Raw genomic sequence first — 24,376 nt, forward strand, 5'->3', positions numbered from 1 at the left:
TACGATTTCAGTCCTGCAGGCGGTAGTTCACCGGTACCTGCACGCTGGCGACGATGGGACGGCCGTCGTGCAGCGCGGGCTCGAATTGCCAGCGGCGCACTTCGTTCATCGCCGCGCGGTCGAGGACGTACGAGCCGCTGCGTCGGACGACGCGCGCGTCGCTGACATGGCCGGCGACGTCGACCTGGGCGAGCACGAGCACGGTGCCCTGCTCGCGTTCGCGCAGCGCCGCCGCGGGATAAGCCGGCTTGGGATGCGACAGCAGCGCGACGCTGCGCTCGACCGGCTTCGTCGTCGACTGAGTAGCAGGCCGGGTCGCCTTGGCCAGCATGCGGTTTGCGGCCTTTGCCTTGGCCGCATGCTTCGCCGCCGGCCTGGCATCGGTCGCCGCGGGCTTGGCGGTTTCGTCCGTCGCGGTGACGGCCTGCTGCGCGGATTGCGCCTGCGTGCCGGCGTCGGGTGCCGAAGAGGACGAAGGAACGGGAACGGTCCAGGCGATCGTGGCCGGCGGCGTTGCCGCGGCATCGACGTTCGACGCTTCTTCGTTACCCAAACGATAGAACAGCCACGCGTTCACCGCGAACGCCAGCGCGACGAGAATCGCAACGCCGGGCGGATAGTAGAGTTCCCTGCGCGGCATATCCTGGGTGGCGGGAGATCCGGATTGGGCCATGACTGCTGCTCCTCTCGTCGTTGCGCTTGCCACTTGCCTTGAGGCGAGCTTGGCACGTTTGCCGCAAACCTGCGTTCGGATTTCGTTATCGACGTGGGCTTGTCCAGTTTTCCCGTTCGCACGATTGCCGCTGGCCGTCGCCCGCCGCGCCCGGGTTCAATGCCGCGTGTGGCCGCCGCGCGCGGCCGGCGTCATCTCCACGCTCAGCGTGAACGCACGCACTTCGTCGGGCTGCATCGCGCCGACGCCGACGAGGCGCCGCGCGATTTCTTCGCCGCGCTCGTTGCGGATCGTCAGCACCATCGAATACTCCCACGCGCCGCCCTCGCTGTTGCGGAAGCTGCCTTCGACGCGCAGCGGAGTGACCGCCGCGGCCTGCGCCTCTCCCGCGACCGGCTCCGCGCCGTAGCGCAGATGGTGCCGGCACGACGGACACACCGTCGCGCTCTCGAGTATTGTTTCGCGGCAGTGCGGACAAAGGCGCGTCGCGCCGGGCGTGCCCGCGCGCGCGACGCTCACGAGACCGAGCCGTTCGCGGATTTGTGCGTGGCCGGTTTCTCGTCGCCCCAGCCGAACTCGGCGTGCCCGCGCATGCGCGAACCGGCGGCGACGGTGAGCGTGCCGGCCTTGATGTCGCCGGTCAATGCGCCGGACTGGGCCAGGTCGACGTGCGATGCGGCATCGATGTTGCCGACGAGTTCGCCGGCGACGACGACTTTCTCCGCGCGCACGCTGCCGGTGACATTGGCGCGCGGGTCGATCGTCAGGTCGCCGTGCACGTTGATGTCGCCCTTGAAACGGCCGGCGACGCGCACGTGGCCCGCGCCTTCGATCTTGCCTTCGATGGTGATGTCGGGCGCGATCAGCGATTCGGATTTCTCGGCGGCGCGCGTCTGCGCGCGCAGCGGCGCGACGGCCACGACGGGTGCCGCTTCGGGCTTCGGTTCCGGCGTGGATTGCGCCTCGAAACGGGCCGGCGCGACGGGGTCGGGGGCGATGCCGGAGGGCGGGGATTGCTTGGTCGGTTCTTTCCACAGTGCCATGAGGCGCTCCTGGTCGGTGTGCGGTATCGTCCGGCAGCGGCGCGCGATGGCCTGCTGCGCTGCCGGAATCGCAAGAGTACGCCAACGCAGTCGGAAAAAATGGAACTTTTCGTTAAAAATCCCTATTTTGGTCGCGTACTTGCGCACGGTTCCGCATATCCGGCTCAAGAGCGTTCCGCGCCGTCGGTCGCGGCCGCATCGCCCGGCTCGGGGGCGCGCAATCAATTCTTCGGCGTGGCGCGCGCGAGGCAGGCGCGATAACGCCGCTCCACGCTTTCGGCGAACATGGCCGTGGTGAACCTGCGCGTGATCTTCGGGCTGTCGAGGTCGATCTGCGGCAGCATCGTGCGCGGCAGCGACGTACCGGCGGCCCGGTCGGCCAGCGCAAAGATCTTCGCGTACAGCGGCGTCTTCTCGAAGTCGAACTTCTCGCCCTGCGCGAGTGCGGCGTGGATGTCGCCGTCGTCCATGTCGAGGCGCTTGCCGAGCGAGCGCACGGCAAGTTCGGTATGGCCGTTGCCGCTGGCGTAGTCGATCAGGTCGCCGTCGTAGGCCAGCGGTTGTTGCGTCAGCAGGTGGACGGCGTTCTGGAACGCGGCGTTGCGGCTCGCGTAATAGCCGGCGTTGTAATCGGCGAAACGGTAGATCATGCGGTCGTAGGAAACCGGGTAGGCGAGCAGATGGGCGATGCCGAAGTAGACGCCGCCGCGCCGGCTGAAGACTTCGTGGCGGATCGAGCCGTCGTACGGATACGGGTAGGGATGCGTGCGCACGAACGCCTCCGCGATCGCCACGCTGGCCTGCATCGGGCCGCCAGTCTTGACCGGATTGGAGTCGGCGAACAGCGTCTGCCCCAGCGGCACGCGGCCGATCAGGTCTTCGAACAGGAGACTCAGCTCGCGCTCGGTGCGCACCGCGGCGATGCGGTCGTTGTAGCTGCGCCCATCAGAGGACTTGATCGCCATCGCCGCGTGCACGGCGAACGCCGGAACATGGTGCGCGCCGGCGCGGCGGTCGATTTCCTCCTGCGCGATGAGGCCGAGGTTCGGCACGGGCGGATCGGCGACGAATCCCGATTCCTGCTCGATGACCGCGAGCGCCGCGCACAGGTGCGAGGAGGTCGGTTCGACGTCGAGCGCGTAGAAAGCGTCGGTGATGTCGAGCGCCCAGCCGGCGCGATCGCGCGCCGAGGGCGGAATCAAAGCCGTGAGCTGCGCGCGCACTTCCTCGCGCGGTCGGCTGGGTTTCTTTGGTGGCGTGGCGCAGCCGGCGAGCAGGGCGGCGATCGTCAGCGCGGCGAAGCGCCGGACGATGCGGAGGCGATGCGTCGTTGCAGGCATGCGAGGTGAGCCGCGCGTATGTGGTGCCTCGCATTGTGACCGAACGCACCGCCCGGCGCAGCGTCCCGAATGTCGATCTGCCTCGATCGACGTCGTCGCGTGGATCAATCCATGCGCACCGTCTCGCCGCGCTTGACCACGAGCAGCGGGTTTTCGGTTGCGCGGATGTTCTTGAGCACGTCGCCCTTGACGGCGACGACGTCGGCGTACTTGCCCGCTTCGAGCGTACCGGTATCGGCATCAATGCCCAGCAGTTTGGCCGAACCGATGCTGCTCGTCATCAGCGCCGCGGCGGGCGTCATGCCGAGCGCGACGAGGTCGCCGAATTCCTCGGCGTTCTTGCCGTGCGGATACACGGCCGCGTCGGTGCCGAACGCCATCAGCACGCCGATCTTCATCGCGTTCTTCATCATCTCGTTGTGCGCGTTGGCCGCGGCGCGCGCCTTGGCGGCGATCTTCGGCGGATACGTGTCGGCCTTGGCCAGCACCCATTCCTGGGTCATGCGCGTCGGTGTGAGGTAGACGCCTTTCTGCTTCATCAGTTGCAGCGTGTCGGGCTTGAGGAAGCTGCCGTGTTCGATCGAATCGACGCCGGCTTCGATCGCGAGCTTCGCGGCGAGATCGCCGTGGCAGTGCGCGGCGACCTTGCGGCGCCAGGCGTGCGCTTCGCTCATGATCGCCTTCAGTTCTTCGGGCGTGAGCTGCGGCACGTCGACCGGATCGGCTTCGGACAGCACGCCGCCCGAGGCGCAGATCTTGATCACGTCGGCGCCGAATTTCATCTGCTCGCGCACGGCCTGGCGGCACGACTCGGGGCCGTTGCACACGCCTTCGAGCGGACCGGGTTCCTTCATCCGGTCGGGCGGGATCGGCGAGCCGTCGCAATGGCCGCCGGTCGAACCGATCGCATGCGCGGCGACGAGCATGGTCGGGCCTTCGGCGAGATGCTGGTTGATCGCGTTGCGCAGCGCGACGTCGATGAAATCGGCCGCGCCAACCTCGCGCACCGTGGTCACGCCCGCACGCAGCGTCGCGCGCGCGTTGCGCTCGGCGTGGAACGACTGCTCGACCGGGAAGCGCAGCATGTCTTCGTAGAAACCCTGCGCCCAATTGTCGTTGTGGTCGGAAGCGATGTGCGTGTGCGCATCGATGAAGCCGGGCAGCAGCGTGGCGTCGCCGAGATCGATCACTTTCGCGTCGGCCGGAATCGCCGCGTTCGCGCCGACCGCGGCGATGCGTTCGCCCTCGATGACGACGATGCCGGGCGAGACCAGTGCGCCGCTGCGCCCGTCGAACAGGTGCGCGGCCTTGAGCACGAGCGGTTTTGCCGCGGGCGCGGCGGCCGGCGACTGCGCGGACAGGGCAAACAGCAGGCTTGCGGCAATCGAGCCGATACGGGTGTTCATTTCTTTTCTCTCCCCAGCGTTGGTGGCGAAGAAGTATATGCGGATCGGCGCGCCCCGCGCAGGCGCCGAGCGGGGTGTGTTCGGCACCTGTTCCCGTGTCCGTATTGCGCGCGGAAATCGGTGCCGCCGTGCGGCGTTTTTCAGCGCCCGTACACGTCTTCCGACTACCATCGGCCGTGCAGGGATTTGGAGAACGCCATGATCGTGTCCCCGTTCGTCCGCTCGAAGAAGTTCGCCGGCGCATTGGCCTGCGCGCTCGCCGCGACGCTGGCGGCGTGCGGCGGTTCGTCGCCGGGCAACACGGCGCAGAACGCGCCTGCGGCCGCGCAGAACCCGCCGCCCGCGCCGCCGCCGCCAGCGTCGATGTTGGTGGCGGAACTGACCGCGCCGGCGAATTCGTCCGCCTCGAGCGTCGCTTCGCCAAGCGGTGAGCCGGCGCCCGCGGCCGGCAGCGCCGAATACGCGCAGGTAGTCAGCTTGACCCCGTTGAGCGGCATGCAGCAGGTGTGCAGCGATCAGAGCGTGACCGAGCGCCGGCCGCAGTCCGACGACCACCAGGTCGCCGGTACGGTGATCGGCGCGATCGCCGGCGGCGTCATCGGCAACCAGATCGGCAGCGGCGGCGGACGCAGGTTTACCACGGTGGCGGGTGCGATCGGCGGCGGCATTGCCGGCAAGAAGATCCAGGAGGCGCACCAGGAAGGCGACACCGTGACGCGCGTGGTCAGGCGCTGCCGCAACGTGGTCGCGGGCAAGGACGTGCCGCAACTGTTCGATGTGGTCTACGCCTACCAAGGCCAGAACCTGCGCGTGAAGCTCGACTACGATCCGGGCAGCCGCATCGCGCTGCCGGTGCGCGGTGTGCAGTAGCGCGCCCGGCGCCACGCTGCGATCGCGCGAGGAGCCTTGACGAACGGGCGATTCGATGCGAGGGCGCAAAAGGAAGTCCGGTCTTTCTTGGCGATCTTTGCGCGAACATGGGCGTGATGTGGACGCTATCGCGGCGTGCGGGCTATCATCGGCGTTCGTCTGCACCCATGGGAGCGTCATGAAAACTCTGCTTGCCTGCGCCGTCGCACTTGCGATTTCCAGCGCGGCGTTTGCCGCCGATCCATCTTCCGCCTACACGCCGAAATTCGACCCCAAGCTGTTGTCGGCGGAAGTGAAGACGCTTTCTTCCGATGCCTTCGAGGGGCGCGGGCCGGCCACGCCGGGCGAGACGAAAACGCTCGCCTACGTCATCGAGCAGATGAAGGGCGCGGGCCTTTTGCCGGGCGGCGATCTCAAGGACGGCAAGCGTGCATGGACCCAGGCCGTGCCGCTGCTGCGCGCCGAAATCGAGGGCGCGCCGAAGTCGTCGTTCGACGTCCGCGGCAAGGTGGACGCGCTGACGCAAGGCAACGAGATCGCGATCCGCGCGCCGCTCGACGGCGCCAAGTCGGTCGACATCGCCAACGCGCCGGTCGTGTTCTGCGGCTACGGCGTGACCGCGCCGGAGCGCAAGTGGGACGACTTCAAGGGCGTCGATCTGCACGGCAAGGTGGCGATCGTGCTGATCAACGACCCGGACTTCGAAACCGGCGTCGGCGATTTCGGCGGCAAGGCGATGACCTACTACGGCCGCTGGACCTACAAGTACGAAGAAGCCGCGCGCCGCGGCGCGACGGGGCTCCTGATCGTGCACGAGACCGATCCCGCCTCCTACGGCTGGGCCACGGTGAAGAACTCGAACACGAACGTGCAGTTCGACATCGTCCGCAAGAATCCGGCGGAAACGCATCCCAAGCTCGAAGGCTGGATCCAGCGCGATCTCGCCGTGTCGCTGCTCAAGAGCTCCGGGCTGGATTTCGACAAGCTGAAGAAGGAAGCGCAGACGCGCGAGTTCAAGCCCGTCGCGTTGAAGGACACGACCTTCTCGGCCAGCTACCAGGTCGATTCGAGCGTGATCACCTCGCAGAACGTGGTCGGCCGCATCGAAGGCACCAAGCATCCCGGGGAGACGGTGATCTACAGCGCGCATTGGGACCATCTCGGCGTCGGCATGCCCGATGCGAAGGGCGACAAGATCTACAACGGCGCGGTCGACAACGCCACCGGCACCGCGGCGCTGATCGAGCTCGGCCGCGCGTTCGCACACGGGCCGAAGCCGGAGCGTTCGGTGCTGTTCCTCAACGTCACCGCGGAGGAGAAGGGCCTGCTCGGTTCGGAATACTACGCCTCGAACCCGCTGTATCAGTTGAGCAGGACGGTCGCCGACATCAACATGGATGCGCTCGATCCGAACGGGCCGGCGAAGAACTTCTCGCAGTCGGGCAATGCCAAGTCGGACCTGCTCGGCGACGTGATTGGAATCGCCAAGACGAACGGTCTCTACTTCTCCGAGGATCCGCATCCGGAAGCCGGCCATTTCTTCCGCTCCGACCACTTCGGTTTCGCCAAGCGTGGCGTGCCGGCGTTCTCGTGGGAATCGGGCGACGATTTGGTCAACGGCGGCATCGAGGCTGGCGAGAAATACCGCAAGGACTACACCGCCAACCGCTACCACCAGCCGGCCGACGAATGGGAGCCAACCTGGACCTTCGCCGGCATGAGCCACGATCTCGGCGTGCTCTACCAGCTCGGCAACAAGCTGGCGAACTCGCGCGAATGGCCGAACTGGTCCGCCGATTCCGAGTTCCGCGCCGTGCGCGACACGACGGCAGGAGACAGAAAGTAACGCACCGCGGCAGCTCCGGCGGATAGCGGGCTGCGCAGCGCGCCATGGGCTTTGTCGCGCCTCCGCTACGGGGCCGGCAGCGGCGAATTCGCGTGAAAACGCGGCTTGCAAGAGGTTGGTCGGGAGGTTTGTCGCGGTTGGCATGGAGATTGCTTTTCCCGTGTCGACCGTCGTTCTCACGAGCGACTTGCGAGCAGTCCCCGACCGATGACCGCGTTCCAAGCCGAATCTGCGAAGTTCATGGACCATGAGCGACAGTTCGTGCGGCGCATCTATCCGCTGCGCTTGCTCGGGGTGGTGCTGAGCGTCATCTGCGTGGCCGGCGTGCTTCGCGTCAACGGCGCATCCTGGCCGGTCTGGACGGCGCTGTTCTGGAACGGAATCTTCTGGCCGCATCTCGCACGCTGGCTCGCCCTGCGCTCGCGTTCGCCGCGCAAAGCCGAGTTGCGCAATCTCGTCGTCGACGCGATGTTCGGCGGCATCTGGATCGCCGCGATGCAGTTCAACTTCCTGCCCAGCGTGCTGCTGGCGGTGACGCTGTCGTTCGATCGGCTTGCTCTCGGCGGCCCGAAACTGCTCGTGCGCGCCGTCATCGCGCAGACGGTTGCCTGCGCCGCTACCGCGCTCGTGTGCGGTTTGCGCTTCCGGCCCGGGACGACGATGGCGGAGATCGCGATGGCGTTGCCGTTGCTGGTGGCGTATCCGCTCGCGATAAGCTGCGCGAACTACCGGCTCGTGAGCAAGATGAGTCGGCAGAACCGGCACTTGGCGCAGTTGAGCAGCGTGGATCCGCTGACCGGGCTGCTCAATCGCGCCAGTTGGGAGGAAAAGACGCTCGACCTGCTGCGCCGGCATCAGCGCCTGGGTATTCCCGCGGCGCTGCTGATGATCGACATCGACAATTTCAAGCGCATCAACGACGAGTACGGCCATCTCACCGGCGACGAGGTCATCCGCGAGGTCGCCGGCATCATTCGCCGCTGCATTCGCGACGTGGACGTGCCGGGGCGCTACGGCGGCGACGAGTTCGCCATCGTCCTCGTGCAGACCGGCGTGGAGACGGCGATGAAGGTCGCCGAACGCATTCGCTTGAGCGTGCTGGCCGGCGCGCCCGACGGCATTCCGGTGTCGATGTCCTCGGTCAGCATCGGTATCGCCGCGAACGAGAACGACATGAACGATGCGCGCGCCTGGGTCAAGCGCGCCGACATCGCGCTGTTCGAGGCCAAGGCGCTCGGGCGCGATCGCGTCGCCATCGCGCACTGAGGGGCGCACGCCGATAAGCTGCATTCATCGACGCGGCCGGATACTCTGCGCGGAATTTCTGCTGGAGTGCGAATGAGGCTGCTACTGGCCGGCTTGCTCGGCATCGCCGCCGCCGCACAGGCGCATGCGGACGCGCGCGCCGAGGTGCGGCGCGCGCTGACGCAGATCATCGATGCGGGCGGCTTTCGCGGCTATGCGCAAGGGCGCCTGTTCGGCCTCTCGTTGCCGGCGATGGCCGGCGAGATCGAAGTCGTGTTCCCTGACCGCATCCACGCGAGCACCGACGAGATGGAGTTCGTCGCCATCGGCGCGCGTGCCTGGATCCGCGCGCTCGGTGTGTGGACGGCGGTCGACCGATCGCTCGTGCCGGCGACCGCGTTCGACATGGCGGCGATGCGCAGCGCGATCGCCACGGTGCGCGATGCGCATGTCGAGTCGACCGCACGGACCAGCCAGTGCGCGGCGCAGGTCTACCGTTTTCGCGCCCATGGCAAGCTGCCCGGAGCGGGCGCCGATGGCGACCTGCGCGCATGGGTTTGCGACGGCAGCGGCCGCCTCGCGCGGATCGAGGCGACCGATGCGCGCAGCGGCGAGCGCGTCGTGCTCGATCTGGACTGGTCGCGCCGTGCTTCGGTGGGGGCGCCGCAGGGATGAGCGCCGTCGCCGGCATCGACGCGGCGACGGCTGCCCCCGCGCGCCTCATCGCGGCCGACGAGCCGCCGCCGTATTCGATCAAGAACGCGAACGGCACCTCGCCGTTCTTGTTGACCTGCGACCACGCCGGGCGGCGCCTGCCGCGCGCGCTCGGCAACCTCGGCCTCGATGGGCGCGAGCTTGAGCGCCACATCGCCTGGGACATCGGCGCGGCGGAGGTGACATCCCACCTCGCCGCGCGCCTCGACGCGTTCGCGATCGCGCAGACCTATTCGCGCCTCGTCGTCGACTGCAACCGCCCGCTGGCCTCGCCGACCCTGATCGCGACGCGCAGCGAACGCACCGACATCCCCGGCAATGCGAATCTCACCGACGCGCAGAGGCGCCAGCGCGTCGACGAAGTGTTCCGGCCGTACCACGCGCGCATCGAAGCCGAGCTCGACGCACGCCGCGCCGCCGGGCGTCGAACCATCCTCGTCACGGTGCACAGCTTCACGCCGGCCTATCTCGACGTCTCGAGGCCGTGGCAGGCCGGCATCCTCTACCACCACGACACGCGGCTTGCGCATGCCTTGCTGCACCTGATCCGTGCGGAAGGCGAGTGGGTGGTCGGCGACAACGAGCCGTATTCGGTCAGCGACACGAGCGACTATGCGATCCCGGTGTACGGCACGCAACGCGGCTTGGCCAACGTCGAACTCGAAATCCGCCAGGACCTGATCGCGGACGCGGATGGGCAAGCCGCCTGGGGCGAGCGCGTCGCCGCGTGGCTGCTGCGAGCGGGTGCGGATGCCGGTTTGATCTGAGGGTCGTCGACGGGCGAGTGGGGTTAAGATGGAGACGTCCAACCTGCAAGGAGCCGGACCGTGTCCGACGAGATCATCGACAACCGTGCGCGCAACCGCTACGAACTGACTGTCGACGGCTTCACGGCGCATGTCGACTACGCGCGCAAGCCCGGAGTGATCACCTTCATCCACACGATCGTGCCCGAGCAGCTCGGTGGACGCGGCATCGGCTCCAGGCTCGCCCAGTTCGCGCTCGACGACGCGCGCCGCAACGGCGAAAAGGTGATACCGCAGTGCTCGTTCATCGCCGCCTACATCAAGCGGCACGCGGAATACCAGGATCTGGTGCTGGCATGAACGGGGCGCGCCAACCCGGCTTTGCCGGCCACGGCGGGCAAAACGGCAAGTGCGTTTTCGCGGTTCGTGCGCGATGTGCGCGAGGCGGGGATTGATCTTCGCCGCCGCGCATCGCACTCTTGCCGCTTTCTGCCCACCTGCCGAGGAGTTTTCATGCGCGTCTTCGCCCGATCGCTTTCTCTTTCAACGGCCATCATGGCCGCACTGTTCGCGGCGCAGGGCAGGGCGCAGGCGCCCTCGGCCGACGAGGCCGCATTCCGGGACCTGTACAAGCAACTCGTCGAGATCAATACGACGCGCTCGGTCGGCAGCTGCACGCAGGCTGCGGAAGCGATGCAGGCGCGTCTGGTCGCCGGCGGCATTCCCAAGAGCGACACGCAGGTTCTCGTGCCGCCCGATAGGCCGAAGGACGGCAACCTGAGCGCGATTCTGCGCGGCAGCGACAAGCTCGCCCAGCCGATCCTGCTGCTCGCGCACATCGACGTCGTCGAAGCCAAGCGCGAGGACTGGGAGCGCGACCCGTTCAAGCTCGTCGAGGAAGACGGCTGGTTCTACGCGCGCGGATCGAGCGACGACAAGGCGATGGCCGCATCGTTCACCGACAACCTGATCCGCTACAGGAAGTCGGGCTTCGTGCCGAAGCGCAGCATCAAGCTCGCGCTGACCTGCGGTGAGGAAACGCCGGACACGTTCAACGGGGTGAAATGGCTGCTGCAGGCGCATCCCGAAGCGCTCGACGCCGCGTTCGCGCTCAACGAGGGCGCCGGCGGCGAACTCGACAAGGACGGCAAGCACGTCGCGTTGCAGATCCAGGCCGGCGAAAAGGTGTACCAGGACTTCCGGCTCGACGCGAGCGACGTCGGCGGGCACAGCTCGCGGCCGACGCACAACAATCCGATCGCGCGCCTGGCCAAGGGGCTGGAAAAACTGTCGGCGTACCAGTTCCCGGTCGCGTTCAACCAGGCGACGAAGGGCTACTACGAAGCGGAGTCGAAGCTGTTGCCGCCGGAGATCGGCGCGCAGATGCGCGCGGTGCTGGCCAATCCGAACGACGACGCGGCGATCGAAAAACTCTGGGCGGTCAATCCGGGCTGGAACAGCATGCTGCGCACGACCTGCGTCGTCACCGAAATCAACGGCGGCCATGCGCCGAATGCGTTGCCGCAGCACGTCAGCGCGAACGTCAACTGCCGCATCCTGCCCGGCGTGCCCATCGCCGACGTGCAGAAGCAGATCACGAGCGTGATGGGCGACGACAAGATCACGATCAAGATGGTCGGCGATCCGGGCCTGCAGAGCCCGCCGCCGCCGCTCTCCGAGAAGATCATGGAGCCGGTGCGCAAGGTTTCCGAATCGATGTGGCCGGGCGCGGCGATCGTGCCGACGATGTCGACCGGTGCGACCGACGGACGTTTCCTCAACGCGGCCGGCGTGCCGACCTACGGCCTGTCCGGCATGTTCCACGATGCCGAAGGCAGCCGCGCGCACGGGCTCAACGAGCGCATCCGGGTGAAGTCGCTGCTCGACGGGCGCAAGTTCCTCTACGAGGTCGTGAAGATCTACGCGGACGCGAAGGACTGATCGCGGCCGGGACGGGCGGCGACTTCGCCGGCCCGCTTCCCGTTTGCGTCACAGCACGCGGCTGAACAGCCAGTACAGCGACCCGGACAGCAGGATCGCCGCGGGCAGCGTGAGCACCCAGGCCATCGCGAGGTTGCGCAGCGTGGCGAGCTGCAGACCCGAGCGGTTCGCGGCCATCGTGCCGGCGACGCCGGACGAGAGCACGTGCGTGGTCGACACGGGTAGGCCGACCATGTCGGCGGCCGCGATCGTGCTCATCGCCACGAGTTCCGCGCTCGCGCCCTGCGCGTAGGTCAGGTGGGTCTTGCCGATCTTCTCGCCGATCGTGACGACGATGCGCTTCCAGCCGATCATCGTGCCGAGGCCGAGCGCGATCGCCACGGCGACCTTCACCCACAGCGGAATGAACTTGGTCGAGTTGTCGATCTGCTTCTTGAACGCGGCGAGGTTGTTCTTCGTGTCGGTGTCGAACACCGCGCTGTGCGTGTCCTTGTCGAGGAAGCGCATCGCCTCCGAGGCGAGGTACATGTCGTTGCGCACGTTGGCCACGGATTCCGCGGGCAGCTTGGCGAAGCTGCCGCTGGACTTGATCTGCGCGCCGATGTCGCCGGTGATCGCACCCAGCGCCGGCACGACCTGGTCGTTCCATGCGCGCGTGCGCACGTACTCGGACAGCGCCTTGCGCGAATCGGCCGGCGCCGGCCCGGTGGCGTACTTGTTCAGCGACGCCTGGGTCGTCGTCGCCATCGCGACGAACGGGGTCACTTGGTCGGCGGGCATCGCGCGATTGAGCGCGTAGGCCATAGGCACGGTGCCGATCAGGATCAGCATGATCAGGCCCATGCCTTTCTGGCCGTCGTTCGAGCCGTGAGCGAACGACACGCCCGTACAGGTCAGCACGAGCAGGCCGCGGATCCACCACGGCGGCGGCGTGTCGCCCTTGGGTTCCTGGTACAGCTCGCGGTTCTTGACCAAGGCCTTGAGCACGAGCAGCAGCAGCGCCGCGCAAACGAAGCCGACCAGCGGCGAGACCAGCAGCGACCAGCCGATCTTCGACGCCTGCGCCCAGTTGACGCCGCTGGTGCCGTCGCGCCCGTGCATGAGTGCGTTGGCCACGCCGACGCCGATGATCGAACCGATCAGCGTGTGCGAACTCGACGCGGGCAGGCCGAGCCACCAGGTACCGAGGTTCCACAGGATCGCCGCAATCAGCAGCGCGAACACCATCGCGAAGCCCGCGCCGGAGCCGACCTGCAGGATCAGTTCCACCGGCAGCAGCGAAATCACGCCGAACGCGACCGCGCCCGAGGAGAACAGCACGCCGAGGAAGTTGAACAGGCCCGACCAGACCACGGCGGCGTTGGCCGGCAGCGAATGCGTGTAGATCACCGTGGCGACGGCGTTCGCGGTATCGTGGAAGCCGTTGACGAACTCGAAGCCGAGCGCGATCAGCAGGGCGACGCCGAGCAGCAGGAACGGAATCTAGGTCGTCGGGTGCACGCCGGCGGCACCGATGTCGACGGTCAGACTCCAGGCGGTGTAGCCGAGTCCGATCGCGAGCAGGGCGAGGAAGACGAAGGTGGTGGCGCGGCTCGGCTCGTGGTCGAGCCGGGGACGCGCGGAGGGCAGGGCTTCGGCAGCGAGGGTGCTCATGGCGGAATGTGCAATGGGCCGGGACGACCATGGTCCGCGTTCAATGTTCCCGATTGATGACAGGTCCGGCGACGGATGGCTTGAAAAGCCGGCTCCGCGACCTTATTCGTCCGGCAACTCATCGCCAAGGAAATCCGCTCCGTGACCGCAGCCGCCGAAACCCGCAAGTTCGAAGCCGAAGTCGCCCAGGTCCTTCACCTGGTCACCCATTCGCTCTATTCGCACAAGGAAATCTTCCTGCGCGAACTGATTTCGAATGCGTCCGATGCCTGCGACAAGCTGCGCTTCGAGGCGCTGGGCAAACCGGAACTGCTCGGCGGCGACGGCGAGTTGCGCATCGGCGTCAGCATCGACAAGGACGCGCGCACGCTGACGATCCGCGACAACGGCATCGGCATGACGCGCGACGAGGTCATCGCCAACATCGGCACGATCGCCAGTTCCGGCACGCGCAAGTTTCTCGAAGCGCTGTCGGCCGAGAAGAAGGCCGATGCCAACCTGATCGGCCAGTTCGGCGTCGGTTTCTACTCCGCCTTCGTCGTCGCCGACAAGGTCACGCTGACGACGCGCAAGGCCGGCGAAGCGGCGAGCGAAGGCGTGCGCTGGGAATCGGCCGGCAGCGGCGAATATACGCTGGAAACGCTGGACGTCGCCGAGCGCGGCACGGCGGTAACGTTGCACCTGAAGGCCGACGAGGACGAGTTTCTGCAGAGCTGGACGCTGCGCAGCCTGATCGCGCGCTATTCCGATCACATCGGTTTCCCGATCCGCATGCCGAAGGAAAACGACGGCAAGCCGACCGACGAGTGGGAAACGGTCAACCAGGCCTCCGCGTTGTGGACGCGGCCGAAGAGCGACCTTTCGGACGAGGACTACCGCAACTTCTACAAGTACATCGCGCACGACTTCGACGATCCGCTCGCCTGGACGCACAACCGCGTCGAGGGCAACCAGAATTTCACGTCGCTGCTCTACGTGCCGTCGAAGTCGCCGTTCGACTTCTTCGGCGGCAACCGCGACGAGCGCAAGGGGCTTAAGCTCTACGTCAAGCGCGTCTTCATCATGGACGCGGCCGAGCAACTGCTGCCGGCGTACCTGCGCTTCGTGCGCGGCGTGGTCGATTCCGACGACCTGCCGCTCAACGTCAGCCGCGAGATCCTGCAGCAGAACCGCAACCTCGAAAAGCTCAAGGCGGCCTGCGTCAAGCGGGTGCTCGACCTGCTCGACAAGCTTGCATCGGGCGAGCCGGAGAAGTTCGCCACGTTCTGGACGGAATTCGGCAACCTGCTCAAGGAAGGCATCGCCGAGGATGTCGCCAACAAGGAACGCATCGCCAAACTGCTGCGCTTCGCCTCGACGCAGGGCGAGGGCGCCGCGCAGACCGTGTCGCTCGACGACTACATCGGCCGCATGAAGGCCGGCCAGGACACGATCTACTATCTCACCGCCGACGGCTATGCCGCGGCCAAGGGCAGCCCGCAACTCGAGGCGCTCAAGGCGCACGGCATCGAAGTGCTGCTGCTGGTCGATCGCATCGACGAATGGATGTCGAATTATCTGGCCGAATACGCCGGCAAGAAACTGCGCAACGTCGCCAAGGGCGATCTCGACCTGTCGAAGTTCGGCGGCGCGAACGAGGAAAAACGCAAGGAAGCGGAAAAGGCCGCCGAAGGCGTCGTCAAGAAATTGAAGGAACTGCTCGGCGAGCGCGTGCGCGACGTGCGCGTGTCCGCGCGCCTGACCGATTCGCCCTCGGTGCTCGTGCTCGACGAGCACGACATGAGTCCCGCGATGCAGCGCCTGCTCAAGCAGGCCGGCCACGACATGCCCGAATCGAAGCCCGTGCTCGAGATCAACCCCGCGCATGCGCTGGTCAAGCGCCTCGAAGGCGAAATCGACGCGGCGCGCGCCGCCGACCTGGGCCTGCTCCTGCTCGAACAGGCGCAGATTCTCGAAGGTGCCGCTCTCGAAGATCCGGCGGAGTACGTACGCCGCGTCAACGGTCTGTTGGTGAACGCCGGCTGAGCATTCATCCCGCATTTCGGCTTTCGTCAGCTCGATGCAAGAAACCCCGCGACAGTATCGCGGCGGTCGCTTCGGCGACTTCGCTGCGATGCGCGGCAGCGGACTTTCTTGCGATGAGGAGTCGATATGTCCAACCGGTTTCTGCATGGCGCCGTTGCGGCGTTTTCCCTTTCGTTTGCGGCCGCAGGCGCGGTATCCGCAGCGACTCCCTCCACGAGCGTCGAGACGCTGGTTCTCGTGCGCCACGGCGAAAAGCCGGCGGATGTGGACAATGGGCAGTTGACCTGCACGGGCCAGAACCGCGCGCTGGCCCTGCCAGGCATCCTGACTCCGAAATTCGGCGTTCCGAACTACGTATTCGCGGCCAAGACGAAGGAAAACAAAGATTCCAATGGCGTCGACTATTGGTATCTGCGTGCGCTGGCCACGATCGAGCCCACCGCGATCGCGGCAGGCGTGACGGTCGACGTGAAGTACAAGACCAGCGATTACGACAAGCTCGAGAAGGAGCTTCTCAAGTCGCAATACGAGAACGCCACGGTGTTCGTCGCCTGGGAACACAACGACCTGGACAAGCTCGCCGCCAACATCGTCAAGGACTACGGCGGCGACGCAAGCGTGGTGCCGGCATGGCCGGACGACTATTACGACAGCATCTTCGTCATCACGCTGACGCGCAGCGGCGGCCATACACAGGTGAGTTTCGCCCATGACAGCGAAGGCTTGACCGCTACGCTTTCGCCGAATTGCGCGGTTCCTCAGGCGCAGTAGACCGGCGCAATCGCCGCGCGAATCAGCCGGTACGTTCGCGTTCCAGCAGTGCGCGCTTGCGCTCGACGCCCCAGCGATAGCCCGACAGTGCGCCGTCGTTGCGCACGACGCGATGGCAGGGAATCGCGACGGCGATTTCGTTCGACGCGCAGGCTTGCGCCACCGCGCGCACGGCTTTCGGCGCGCCGATACGCTCGGCGATCTCGCTGTAGCTCACGGTGGCGCCCGCAGGAATCTTGCGCAGCGCTTCCCAGACGCGTTGCTGGAATGCCGTGCCGCGCACGTCGAGTGGCAGATCGAGGCCGCGCTGCGGCGCTTCGACGAAGCCGACGACGCGCGCGACGAGATCGGCGAATGCCTCGTCGTCGCCGATCAGGCGCGCATTCGGAAACCGGTCCTGCAGGTCGCGCGCGAGCCGGTCGGGATCGTCGCCGAGCAGGATCGCGCAGATGCCTTTGCCGCTGCACGCGACGAGGATGGAACCCAGCGAGCATTCGCCGATCGCGAAGCGGATCTCGGCATCTGCGCCGCCGCGGCGCCATTCGCCCGGGGTCATGCCGAGCAGCGCGTTCGATTGCTCGTAGAAGCGTGCGTTCGAGTTGTAGCCGGCGTCGAAGATCGCATCGGTGATGCGCGCGCCGCGGCTGAGCCCGTCGCGCACGCGGTGCGCGCGATGCGCGGCCGCGTAGGCCTTCGGCGTCACGCCGGTGATCGCCTTGAACACGCGATGGAAATGGTACGGACTCATCCCGGCCTGCGCGGCGAGGGTTTCGAGGCCCGGCGTTTCGTCGGCAGCCTCGATCCGGCGGCAAGCCGCGGTGATCGTCGCCGCGTGCTGCCGCGCGAGCGAAGGTTGGTCCGGCTTGCAGCGTTTGCATGGGCGGAAACCGGCTTTTTCTGCCTCGGCGCAGGTCGCGTGGAAGGCGATGTTCTCCGGCCGCGGCAGGCGCGCGCCGCAGGACGGCCGACAATACACGCCGGTGGTCTTGACCGAATACCAGAACGTGCCATCGGCCTTCGCGTCCTTTGCGACCACGGCCGACCAGCGCGGATCGGTTTCGGCGGCGGGAGTTTTCAGCATGGCGTTCATCCGCGTTCCTTTGTGTTTGGGTGGGGATGGACGCAGCTTATCGACGCGCATGATCGCAAGCACTCCGACTCTTGCGTTTGAATTTTCGCGTTCTACTTCGAATGCGAAGGCCACGAGACGGCCATGCTTGGCCGCGCTTCCCGATGAAAAGAATCATTCCACCGAGCCTGTCACGTTGGTTTCGACCTTGTGCGGCTGCCGCCGTTCGAGCACGGGATGCACGAGCACGGCGCCGATGATGATGGCGACGCCGAGATAGAATGCGAGATCGAGATCGCGTTGCTCGCCGAACAGCGGGATCGCGAGCAGGATCGCGTAGACCGGTTCGAGGTTGACCGCGAGCTCGACCGCGAACGCCGAGAGGTGGCGCAGCGCGACCAGCGACAGCGTGAACGGCACCAGCGTGCAGGCGACCGCAAGCACGAGCAGGAAGAACGCATCGTGCGGATCGGGCAGGTCGAACACGCTGCCCTCGTGCGGGATCGCGGAGGCGAGCAGCCACAGGATGGCTGCGCCGGTGCCTATTTCGATCGCGGTCACCGTGAACGGATCGGCATGGTCCACGAGGCGCTTGTTCAGCGCGCCGAACACCGCGCAGAAGAACGCCGAGACGACGCCGACGAGCACGCCCAGGCGCATCTCGCCCGGAATGCCGCCGACCACGAACGCCACGCCCGGCACCACGCCGACGCCGAGCCACAGTTCGTGCCAGCGGAATTTCCGCCGCGCCAGCCACGGCTCGAGCACGGCGAGGAATACCGGCGCGATCGCGATGCAGGTCGCCGCGACCGAAGCGTTGGCGAGCTTGACCGAGGCATAGAACGCGAGCCAGTGCAGCGCGACGAAGAAGCCGACCGTCGCGTAGCCCAGCAGCAGGCGCGGCGATATCGCGCGCAGACCGCGCCAGACCTTCGGCGCGAGCAGCAGCGCGAGCGTGACGATCAGCATGCGCCAACGCACGAGCGCGAGCGCCGACAGCGAGATCAGCTTGCCGAGAATGGCGGTGAAGCCCCAGAGCAGCACGCAGAAATGGATTCTGGAATTGCGCCATGCGCAAGGCGCGTTTCGAGTCGGCGGGTGCGGAGGCGAAGGTGGACGACATGGGCAGTCGGGTTTCAAAGCGGTACTATCGCCGCGTATGCGAGTCCTGTCCATCGTGAAGCTTCGCGGCGCCGCGTTCGTCGTGGCGGCGTTGCTGCTGCTCGGCGGCTGTGCCTGGTTCCGGCGCGGCCCCGAGCGCGAAACGCCGGGCGCAGCGCCGCCGCCGGCAGTCGAACCGGGCCGTTATTCGGCAACGGCGGGCCACGGCGCCGAGAGCGTCGCCGAGTTGCGCGCCGCGCCGGCGCCGGCGACGCCCGAGGTCGCCGACGGCGGCGGCATCCACGCCGACGAACGCAAGCTCGTCGCCAGGAGTTTCGTGCGCATCGGCACGGGCTGTTATCCGACCGACGATGCCGCCGCGCGCGACTGGGCGCAGCGCATGGGCGTGCGCGTCGGCGCGGACAAGGTGCTGGTCTACGTGTTGCCGGCCGACGCGAAGGCCGACGCGAAACTCGCGCAGGAAATGACCGCCGCCTGCAGCGACGAGTCGGGGCCGCTGCCCGCCGCGCTCGTCGCGACGTACTACGTGCGCTACAAGCTGCCGTTCGGCGCGCAGTTCCGCAACCTCACCGCCGACGAGGCGAAGACGCTCGGCGGCGGCGGCGTGCAGATCGGCGCGGTGATCGGCGGTACGCCCGCGTCCGAGGCCAACCTGCGCACGGGCGACTTCGTGCTCAAGTTCAACGGCGCGGCGGTGCGCGACCGCGCCGATTTCCAGAACCTGCTGCGCGCGAACATGGGCAAGCGCGTGAACCTGACCATCAGCCGCGGCGGTGTGCAGGTCGAGCGCAGCGTACGGCTTGGCGTGCTCGCGGCGGAATCGCGCGACGCGAAGCAATGAATCCTGCCAGACGGAGGAAGAGAGCGATGAAAAACGAGCTTCGTGGCCTGCGTGCCGCATGTGCGATGGCGCTGGCCTGCCTGACGCTCGGCGCCGGCGCCGGGGCGGCGACAAAGCCGCCGACGATGGCCGACGTCGTCAAGAACTCCAAGCCGTCGGACTGGCACGCGCTCGATCCGGCGCACACGCTCTATCTCGAACTCGCCTCCGGCCGCGTCGTGATCGAACTTGCGCCGCAGTTCGCGCCGAACCACGTCGCCAACATCGAGGCGCTGGTGCGCGAAGGGTATTTCGACGGTCTCGCGATCCTGCGCGTGCAGGACAACTACGTGGTCCAATGGGGAGATCCCGACGCCGAGGACAAGACGAAGCAGAAGCCGATCAAGACCGGCAAGCGCACGTTGAAGGCCGAGTTCACCGCGCCGATCGACGCGAAGATTCCGTTCGTGCGTCTGCCCGATGCCGACGGCTATGCCGCGCAGACGGGGTTCTCGGGCGATTTCCCGAGCGCGCGCGATCCCAGGCTCGGCCGGGCATGGCTCGCGCACTGCTACGGCACGGTCGGCGTCGGTCGCGATCTCGACGCCGACTCGGGCGGCGGCACGGAACTCTACGCCGTCATCAGCCAGGCCCCGCGCTGGCTGGAACGCAACATCACCGCCGTCGGTCGCGTCGTACAGGGCATCGAACTGCTGTCCAGCCTGCCGCGCGGCAGCTCGACGATGGGCTTCTACGACAAGCCCGAACAGCGCGTGAGGATCGCGCGCGTGCGCCTCGCCGCCGACGTGCCCGCGGCCGAGCGCACGAACCTCGAAGTCATGCGCACCGACACGCCGACGTTCGCGGCATTGGTCGAATCGCGGCGCAACCGCATCGACGAGTTCTACAAGGTGCCGCTCGGGCACATCGACGTATGCAGCGTACCGATTCCGGTGCGCGCCACCAATATGCCGTGATGAACGACGGATCGCGGGGGCGCAAGTTCATCGGTACTTGTCGGGCACTCCGTCTACCTTTCCGCACGCCTTGCACGTGCGCGCGGCCGGCGAGCGGTAGTAGCGCTCGAACACGGGCGGGAAATCGCGCTCTATGCTGTGCAGGTGGAAGTATTCCTCGTACAGCCTGTGGTTGCAGTTCGCGCAGAACCAGATGAGGCCGTCCTTCTCGTGCGGCAGGCGCCTGCGCTCGATCACGAGGCCGACGCCGCCCGCCATGCGCTGCGGCGAATGCGGCACGCGCGGCGGCAGGCAGAACAACTCGCCGGCGCGGATCGGGATGTCGCGCGCATGGCCTTCGTCCTGCACCTTGAGCACCATCTCGCCTTCGATCTGGTAGAAGAACTCGGGGCCTTCGTCCCAGTGGTAGTCGCTGCGCGCATTCGGGCCGCCGACGATCATCACGATGAAGTCGCCGTCGACGATACACTTGTTGCCGACCGGCGGTTTCAGCTCGTCGCGGTGCGCGGCGATCCATTTCTGCAGATCGATGGGCGGGATGAGCATGGGCGCGTTTCTTTCCTTCCTTCGCGGCAGGGGAGTTTGGCGCCGCAGCGCCTCCGATCGCGAATGGCGCGAAGCGCCGGATCGACGAAAAGCCTGCCAGCTTCCGGCAAGCTTGTAAATCATGGCGCATGCGACCATGACGCGACCGCGTGCGAAAATCGGCGGAATCGCTGCGAAAGCGGCAAGTCTGGGTTGCCGAGGAGAGATCCGCATGCGCTACGTGCGAATGCCCATCGAAGTCGAATCGCCGGAGGAATACGGTTACGCGCGCATCCGCAACAACCTGTCGGAAAGTTCGGTCGCCGACCGCAAGCTGTCCGACCTGGGCCTGGCCGTTCCCGACCTGACCCTGCTCTACGGCGAGCATCGCGGCCGCGAACGGCTGCGTTCGTTGATCGCGGCGCAGGGCGAGGGCATCGGGCGCGACGACGTGCTCGTCACTACCGGCGCCGCGGGCGCATTGTTCATCGTCGCCACGTCGCTGCTCGGTGCGCGGGACCATCTCGTCGTCGTTCGTCCCAACTACGCGACGAACCTCGAAACGCCGCGAGCGATCGGATGCGCGACGACCCACGTCGACCTGCGGTTCGAGGATGGCTTTCGCATCGACCTCGACCGCATCGCGGCGAGCTTCACGCCGGCGACGAAGCTGCTCAGCGTGACCTGTCCGCACAATCCGACCGGCGTCATGTGCAGCGAAGCGGAGCTGCGCGCCCTGGCCGAGCTGGCGCACCGGCACGGCTGTTATCTGCTCGTCGACGAAACCTATCGCGACCTGTCGCTGGACGGCGCGTTACCATTGGCCGCGTCGCTCGGCGACCATGTGATCGGCGTGGCGTCGCTGTCGAAGGCGTTCGGCGTTCCGGGCATCCGGCTCGGCTGGGTCGTCACGACGAATGCGACATTGCAGGAAACGTTCCTCGCGGCGAAGGAGCAGATCGGCATCTGCGGCAGCGTCATCGACGAGTGGATCGGCGAACGGATCATGGAAAACCGTGCCGCCATCCTCGATCCAGTGCTGGCCGAAATGCGACGCCGGCGCAAGCGGGTCGCCGACTGGATCGCGAACGAGGAATTGCTCGAATGGGTTCCTCCGGCCGGCGGCGTGGTGTGCTTTCCGCGCATGCGCGATTTGCCGCCGGGAGGCACGGACGCGTTCTACCGCCGTCTTCTCGACGTCCATGGCACCTATGTCGGCCCGGGCCACTGGTTCGAAATGCCCGATACCTGTTTCAGGCTGGGCTACGGCTGGCCGACGGCGGCGGAGCTGGAGGCGGGTCTCGATGCGATATCGCGGGCATTGCGCGGCTAGGGTGCCGCCGTGCCCGGCGCGATCGTCGCCGACTGCGAAGAGACGACGCGCCCGCGGCCATCGATCGCGCTCAGCCGGTAATCGCCTGGATAAAGATACAGGCGGCTCTGCGCCGACCCGTGGTCGGCCGGCGCGTGCTGCGTCGTTGGCGCGCTCGGGTCGATCGCATCGAGTACCGTGCGGTCGGCGGCGACGGCATCGTCGCCTTCGTTCGCGTAGCGCGCTTCGATCAGGCACGGAAACCGGTTGCGGCAGAGATCGCCGCCGACGGTATGGGGTTGGCGAATGCCGCCGAGGCTCACCCAGTCCGGACGGCCGTCGATTTGCGCCGTGGGCGGAAAGAATACGCTGACGTCGTAGAGCCCGGGTTTCAGCGTCCACGGCTTGCCGGCGGCGTCGACGTAGACGAACGGCTGCGCGGGATGCGCGGCCTGCATCGCCGCGGTGTACCAGGGATGATCCTGATCGCTGCGCACGTGCGGGATCATCATGGTTTGCTCGACGCAAAGCGGGTCGACGTTCGCGATTTTCGCGAAGAACTTCGCCATGCTCGAACCGCCGAGATACGCGCCGGACTTCTGGATGTGGCCGAAACCGGCGTTGACGACGAGACGCGCGTCCGGATTGCTCCCGAACACCTGGTCGTACAGCGCCTGCGCGCTGGCGCGTTCGCGCGCGTCGCCGGTACCCGCTTCCTCGGCGTCGTAGGCGACGACGATGTAGCCCAGCCGTTGGGCCGCGCGCACCATCTCGGCGTAGATCGGTTCCTCGGTGTAGAAACCGCTCTTCGAAACCGGATAACCGCGCTTGCGCAAGGCTTCCGCTTGCTCGAGGTACAGCGTTTCCGCGGCGAAATGCGTGTAGCCCTGCGCGCGCAGGCGCGCGAGCAGTTCCGCCGTGAGCGTGCGCGTCAGCGGCGCGCTGTGCGCTTCGTTGAAGAACACGGCCTTGCGGTTTTTCGCCAGTTCGAGGATTGCCTCATCGGCGGCCCGTGTGCGCCATGCGCCCGCGAGTGGCGAGGCTGCGTCGTCGGGCTGCGCCGGCTGCGCGATCGAGAACGAGCGCTCGGCACCGTCGTAGTCGCCGATCCAGGTCTGGAACCACGACAGGTACTGGCTGAAGACCAGGCGGAACATGCGCTCGTCGCTCCCGTCGTAGGCGGCCCGCATTGCCAGGTATTGCGCGAGCAGGCCCGGTTGCTCCTGCGCGCGGCGCATGATCCGCTCGGACTTGTCCGCGGCGGCGAGCTGGCGTCGCCGCCACTCCGCCGGCGTCACCCCGTGTCCGGTCGGCAATTGCTGGGCGCGCTGCAGCAGGCCGAGCCGCGCGGCCTCGGTGAGCGGGTTGTCGTCGGCCGGCACCGCGAGCGGCGCGGCGAGCAGCAGGCACGACAGCAACAGCCGTAGCTTCATCGCATGCTCGTCCGTCTGTTTGCCGAATGCGAAAAGATTGAACCGGGCGGGTACGAAGGCTATCGCTTTCCCCGCAAGCGGGAGAAACAAAAGTGCGGTGCGAGAATTTTTTGCAGACGACTCACGGCACGTGTTCGCGCAATTGCGCCAGCGCGCGATGGTAACGCTCGGCGAGTTGCGAATGCTGCGCGATTTCCAGGCCGAGGTCGTTGACCAGGCCGTTTTCGAGGCTGTAGCACCAGCCGTGCACGGTCAGGTTCTGGCCGCGTTCCCAGGCGTCGCGCACCACCGTCGTCTGCGCGACATTGACCACCTGCTCGATCACGTTGAGTTCGCACAGGCGCGCGTGGCGTTGCGCGGCGAAGTCGATGCGATCGAGCACGGCCGCGTGCTTCTGCGCGACGTCGCCGACATGCCGCAGCCAGTTGTCGACGAGGCCGAGGCGTGCGCCGTCGAGCGCGGCCTTCACGCCGCCGCAGCCGTAGTGACCGACGACGAGGATGTGCTCGACTTTGAGTACGTCCACCGCGAACTGCATGGTCGACAGACAGTTGAGGTCGGTGTGCACGACCACGTTGGCGACGTTGCGCTGCACGAACACTTCGCCCGGCGCCATGTCGATGATCTGGTTGGCCGGCACGCGCGAATCCGAGCAGCCGATCCACAGGTACTTCGGCGCCTGTTGGTCGGCGAGGCGGCGGAAGAAATCCGGATCGCGCGCACGCAGGTCGGCCGACCAGGCGCGGTTGCGTTCGAGCAGATGGGCGAGGCGGGAGGTCTTGGGCACGATCATGCGGGCAAGCTTAACGCATTCGCCGGCGACTCACGGCGCGTGATCCGCGCGA

General features: G+C 66.9%; 24 protein-coding genes. 12 read left to right on the forward strand and 12 right to left on the reverse strand.

Annotated features, from left to right (window positions below; genetic code table 11):
• Positions 1 to 7: 7 nt before the first annotated feature.
• The 5 genes from QM741_RS12160 to QM741_RS12180 all read right to left on the reverse strand — a co-directional run bounded on the left by QM741_RS12160 (position 8) and on the right by QM741_RS12180 (position 4,462).
• Entirely contained in the window at positions 8 to 673 is a 666-nt protein-coding gene (locus QM741_RS12160; protein ID WP_415207948.1) for an energy transducer TonB, read from the reverse strand.
• Positions 674 to 829: 156 nt separating this feature from the next.
• A complete protein-coding gene (locus tag QM741_RS12165; RefSeq protein WP_415207949.1) occupies positions 830 to 1,192 on the reverse strand; it encodes a hypothetical protein in 363 nt (120 codons plus the stop codon).
• Positions 1,189 to 1,716 (reverse strand): bactofilin family protein, encoded by a 528-nt coding sequence (locus QM741_RS12170; protein ID WP_415207950.1) that lies wholly within the window; start codon positions 1,714 to 1,716, stop codon positions 1,189 to 1,191. Before QM741_RS12170 ends, QM741_RS12165 begins: the two co-directional genes overlap by 4 nt.
• A gap of 221 nt (positions 1,717 to 1,937) precedes the next feature.
• Positions 1,938 to 3,056, reverse strand: a complete 1,119-nt coding sequence (locus QM741_RS12175; protein WP_415207951.1) for a DUF1615 domain-containing protein — start codon at positions 3,054 to 3,056, stop codon at positions 1,938 to 1,940.
• 104 nt (positions 3,057 to 3,160) lie between these two features.
• The gene (locus QM741_RS12180; protein ID WP_415207952.1) at positions 3,161 to 4,462 is read right to left on the reverse strand and encodes an amidohydrolase family protein; all 1,302 of its coding nucleotides are present in this window, start codon (positions 4,460 to 4,462) and stop codon (positions 3,161 to 3,163) included.
• A 198-nt stretch (positions 4,463 to 4,660) separates the two neighbouring features.
• On the opposite strand from QM741_RS12180, the gene QM741_RS12185 reads away from it, so the two are divergent.
• From QM741_RS12185 to QM741_RS12215, 7 genes are all read left to right on the forward strand, one after another.
• Positions 4,661 to 5,332, forward strand: a complete 672-nt coding sequence (locus QM741_RS12185; protein ID WP_415207953.1) for a glycine zipper 2TM domain-containing protein — start codon at positions 4,661 to 4,663, stop codon at positions 5,330 to 5,332.
• 178 nt (positions 5,333 to 5,510) lie between these two features.
• Entirely contained in the window at positions 5,511 to 7,178 is a 1,668-nt protein-coding gene (locus tag QM741_RS12190; protein WP_415207954.1) for a M28 family metallopeptidase, read from the forward strand.
• A 207-nt stretch (positions 7,179 to 7,385) separates the two neighbouring features.
• Complete coding sequence (locus tag QM741_RS12195) at positions 7,386 to 8,444, forward strand: diguanylate cyclase (RefSeq protein ID WP_415207955.1); 1,059 nt, start codon at positions 7,386 to 7,388, stop codon at positions 8,442 to 8,444.
• Between the two features lie 72 nt (positions 8,445 to 8,516).
• Entirely contained in the window at positions 8,517 to 9,098 is a 582-nt protein-coding gene (locus tag QM741_RS12200; RefSeq protein WP_415207956.1) for a hypothetical protein, read from the forward strand.
• Positions 9,095 to 9,904, forward strand: a complete 810-nt coding sequence (locus QM741_RS12205; protein ID WP_415207957.1) for an N-formylglutamate amidohydrolase — start codon at positions 9,095 to 9,097, stop codon at positions 9,902 to 9,904. Before QM741_RS12200 ends, QM741_RS12205 begins: the two co-directional genes overlap by 4 nt.
• 60 nt (positions 9,905 to 9,964) lie before the next feature.
• Positions 9,965 to 10,243 carry a GNAT family N-acetyltransferase gene (locus tag QM741_RS12210; RefSeq protein ID WP_415207958.1) on the forward strand — a complete coding sequence of 93 codons (279 nt, stop codon included), beginning with the start codon at positions 9,965 to 9,967 and terminating at the stop codon, positions 10,241 to 10,243.
• A 153-nt stretch (positions 10,244 to 10,396) separates the two neighbouring features.
• The gene (locus QM741_RS12215) at positions 10,397 to 11,824 is read left to right on the forward strand and encodes a M20/M25/M40 family metallo-hydrolase (protein ID WP_415207959.1); all 1,428 of its coding nucleotides are present in this window, start codon (positions 10,397 to 10,399) and stop codon (positions 11,822 to 11,824) included.
• 48 nt (positions 11,825 to 11,872) lie between these two features.
• Here the strand turns inward: QM741_RS12215 and QM741_RS12220 are convergent, their stop codons facing one another.
• Together QM741_RS12220 and QM741_RS12225 are read right to left on the reverse strand one after the other, a co-directional pair.
• A complete protein-coding gene (locus tag QM741_RS12220; protein ID WP_415209120.1) occupies positions 11,873 to 13,306 on the reverse strand; it encodes an inorganic phosphate transporter in 1,434 nt (477 codons plus the stop codon).
• Positions 13,307 to 13,477, reverse strand: coding sequence for a hypothetical protein (locus QM741_RS12225; protein WP_415207960.1), 171 nt, complete (start codon positions 13,475 to 13,477; stop codon positions 13,307 to 13,309). It lies immediately after the preceding gene.
• Between the two features lie 141 nt (positions 13,478 to 13,618).
• On the opposite strand from QM741_RS12225, the gene htpG reads away from it, so the two are divergent.
• Together htpG and QM741_RS12235 are read left to right on the forward strand one after the other, a co-directional pair.
• The gene (gene htpG, locus QM741_RS12230; RefSeq protein ID WP_415207961.1) at positions 13,619 to 15,502 is read left to right on the forward strand and encodes a molecular chaperone HtpG; all 1,884 of its coding nucleotides are present in this window, start codon (positions 13,619 to 13,621) and stop codon (positions 15,500 to 15,502) included.
• Positions 15,503 to 15,628: 126 nt separating this feature from the next.
• Positions 15,629 to 16,273, forward strand: coding sequence for a hypothetical protein (locus tag QM741_RS12235; protein ID WP_415207962.1), 645 nt, complete (start codon positions 15,629 to 15,631; stop codon positions 16,271 to 16,273).
• Between the two features lie 22 nt (positions 16,274 to 16,295).
• Here QM741_RS12235 and ada read toward each other — a convergent pair whose 3' ends face one another.
• Together ada and QM741_RS12245 are read right to left on the reverse strand one after the other, a co-directional pair.
• Positions 16,296 to 17,354, reverse strand: a complete 1,059-nt coding sequence (gene ada, locus QM741_RS12240; RefSeq protein WP_415207963.1) for a bifunctional DNA-binding transcriptional regulator/O6-methylguanine-DNA methyltransferase Ada — start codon at positions 17,352 to 17,354, stop codon at positions 16,296 to 16,298.
• Between the two features lie 162 nt (positions 17,355 to 17,516).
• Positions 17,517 to 18,386 carry a DMT family transporter gene (locus QM741_RS12245; RefSeq protein WP_415207964.1) on the reverse strand — a complete coding sequence of 290 codons (870 nt, stop codon included), beginning with the start codon at positions 18,384 to 18,386 and terminating at the stop codon, positions 17,517 to 17,519.
• A gap of 133 nt (positions 18,387 to 18,519) precedes the next feature.
• Between QM741_RS12245 and QM741_RS12250 the strand changes: the two genes are divergently transcribed.
• Positions 18,520 to 19,305: a PDZ domain-containing protein gene (locus tag QM741_RS12250; RefSeq protein WP_415207965.1), complete on the forward strand. Its 786-nt coding sequence runs from the start codon at positions 18,520 to 18,522 to the stop codon at positions 19,303 to 19,305.
• Positions 19,306 to 19,331: 26 nt separating this feature from the next.
• Complete coding sequence (locus QM741_RS12255; RefSeq protein ID WP_415207966.1) at positions 19,332 to 20,261, forward strand: peptidylprolyl isomerase; 930 nt, start codon at positions 19,332 to 19,334, stop codon at positions 20,259 to 20,261.
• A gap of 27 nt (positions 20,262 to 20,288) precedes the next feature.
• Here the strand turns inward: QM741_RS12255 and QM741_RS12260 are convergent, their stop codons facing one another.
• Positions 20,289 to 20,807, reverse strand: coding sequence for a 3-hydroxyanthranilate 3,4-dioxygenase (locus QM741_RS12260; RefSeq protein WP_415207967.1), 519 nt, complete (start codon positions 20,805 to 20,807; stop codon positions 20,289 to 20,291).
• A 211-nt stretch (positions 20,808 to 21,018) separates the two neighbouring features.
• Between QM741_RS12260 and QM741_RS12265 the strand changes: the two genes are divergently transcribed.
• Positions 21,019 to 22,119: a pyridoxal phosphate-dependent aminotransferase gene (locus QM741_RS12265; RefSeq protein ID WP_415207968.1), complete on the forward strand. Its 1,101-nt coding sequence runs from the start codon at positions 21,019 to 21,021 to the stop codon at positions 22,117 to 22,119.
• Here the strand turns inward: QM741_RS12265 and QM741_RS12270 are convergent.
• Positions 22,116 to 23,531 (reverse strand): hypothetical protein, encoded by a 1,416-nt coding sequence (locus QM741_RS12270; RefSeq protein WP_415207969.1) that lies wholly within the window; start codon positions 23,529 to 23,531, stop codon positions 22,116 to 22,118. The two genes, QM741_RS12265 and QM741_RS12270, sit on opposite strands and share 4 nt — an antisense overlap.
• A 121-nt stretch (positions 23,532 to 23,652) precedes the next feature.
• Positions 23,653 to 24,324, reverse strand: a complete 672-nt coding sequence (gene can / locus QM741_RS12275) for a carbonate dehydratase (RefSeq protein ID WP_415207970.1) — start codon at positions 24,322 to 24,324, stop codon at positions 23,653 to 23,655.
• Between the last annotated feature and the right edge of the window lie 52 nt (positions 24,325 to 24,376).

The sequence above is a fragment of the Rudaea sp. genome, assembly GCF_047601565.1.
Classification (GTDB): domain Bacteria; phylum Pseudomonadota; class Gammaproteobacteria; order Xanthomonadales; family Rhodanobacteraceae; genus Rudaea.

Coding starts and splice junctions, on each gene's coding strand:
- QM741_RS12160 (WP_415207948.1), bottom strand. CDS start 673: ATGGCCCAATCCGGATCTCCCGCCACCCAGGATATGCCGCGCAGGGAA.
- QM741_RS12170 (WP_415207950.1), bottom strand. CDS start 1,716: ATGGCACTGTGGAAAGAACCGACCAAGCAATCCCCGCCCTCCGGCATC.
- QM741_RS12175 (WP_415207951.1), bottom strand. CDS start 3,056: ATGCCTGCAACGACGCATCGCCTCCGCATCGTCCGGCGCTTCGCCGCG.
- QM741_RS12180 (WP_415207952.1), bottom strand. CDS start 4,462: ATGAACACCCGTATCGGCTCGATTGCCGCAAGCCTGCTGTTTGCCCTG.
- QM741_RS12185 (WP_415207953.1), top strand. CDS start 4,661: ATGATCGTGTCCCCGTTCGTCCGCTCGAAGAAGTTCGCCGGCGCATTG.
- QM741_RS12190 (WP_415207954.1), top strand. CDS start 5,511: ATGAAAACTCTGCTTGCCTGCGCCGTCGCACTTGCGATTTCCAGCGCG.
- QM741_RS12195 (WP_415207955.1), top strand. CDS start 7,386: ATGACCGCGTTCCAAGCCGAATCTGCGAAGTTCATGGACCATGAGCGA.
- QM741_RS12200 (WP_415207956.1), top strand. CDS start 8,517: ATGAGGCTGCTACTGGCCGGCTTGCTCGGCATCGCCGCCGCCGCACAG.
- QM741_RS12205 (WP_415207957.1), top strand. CDS start 9,095: ATGAGCGCCGTCGCCGGCATCGACGCGGCGACGGCTGCCCCCGCGCGC.
- QM741_RS12215 (WP_415207959.1), top strand. CDS start 10,397: ATGCGCGTCTTCGCCCGATCGCTTTCTCTTTCAACGGCCATCATGGCC.
- QM741_RS12225 (WP_415207960.1), bottom strand. CDS start 13,477: ATGAGCACCCTCGCTGCCGAAGCCCTGCCCTCCGCGCGTCCCCGGCTC.
- QM741_RS12235 (WP_415207962.1), top strand. CDS start 15,629: ATGTCCAACCGGTTTCTGCATGGCGCCGTTGCGGCGTTTTCCCTTTCG.
- ada (WP_415207963.1), bottom strand. CDS start 17,354: ATGCTGAAAACTCCCGCCGCCGAAACCGATCCGCGCTGGTCGGCCGTG.
- QM741_RS12255 (WP_415207966.1), top strand. CDS start 19,332: ATGAAAAACGAGCTTCGTGGCCTGCGTGCCGCATGTGCGATGGCGCTG.
- QM741_RS12260 (WP_415207967.1), bottom strand. CDS start 20,807: ATGCTCATCCCGCCCATCGATCTGCAGAAATGGATCGCCGCGCACCGC.
- QM741_RS12265 (WP_415207968.1), top strand. CDS start 21,019: ATGCGCTACGTGCGAATGCCCATCGAAGTCGAATCGCCGGAGGAATAC.
- QM741_RS12270 (WP_415207969.1), bottom strand. CDS start 23,531: ATGAAGCTACGGCTGTTGCTGTCGTGCCTGCTGCTCGCCGCGCCGCTC.
- can (WP_415207970.1), bottom strand. CDS start 24,324: ATGATCGTGCCCAAGACCTCCCGCCTCGCCCATCTGCTCGAACGCAAC.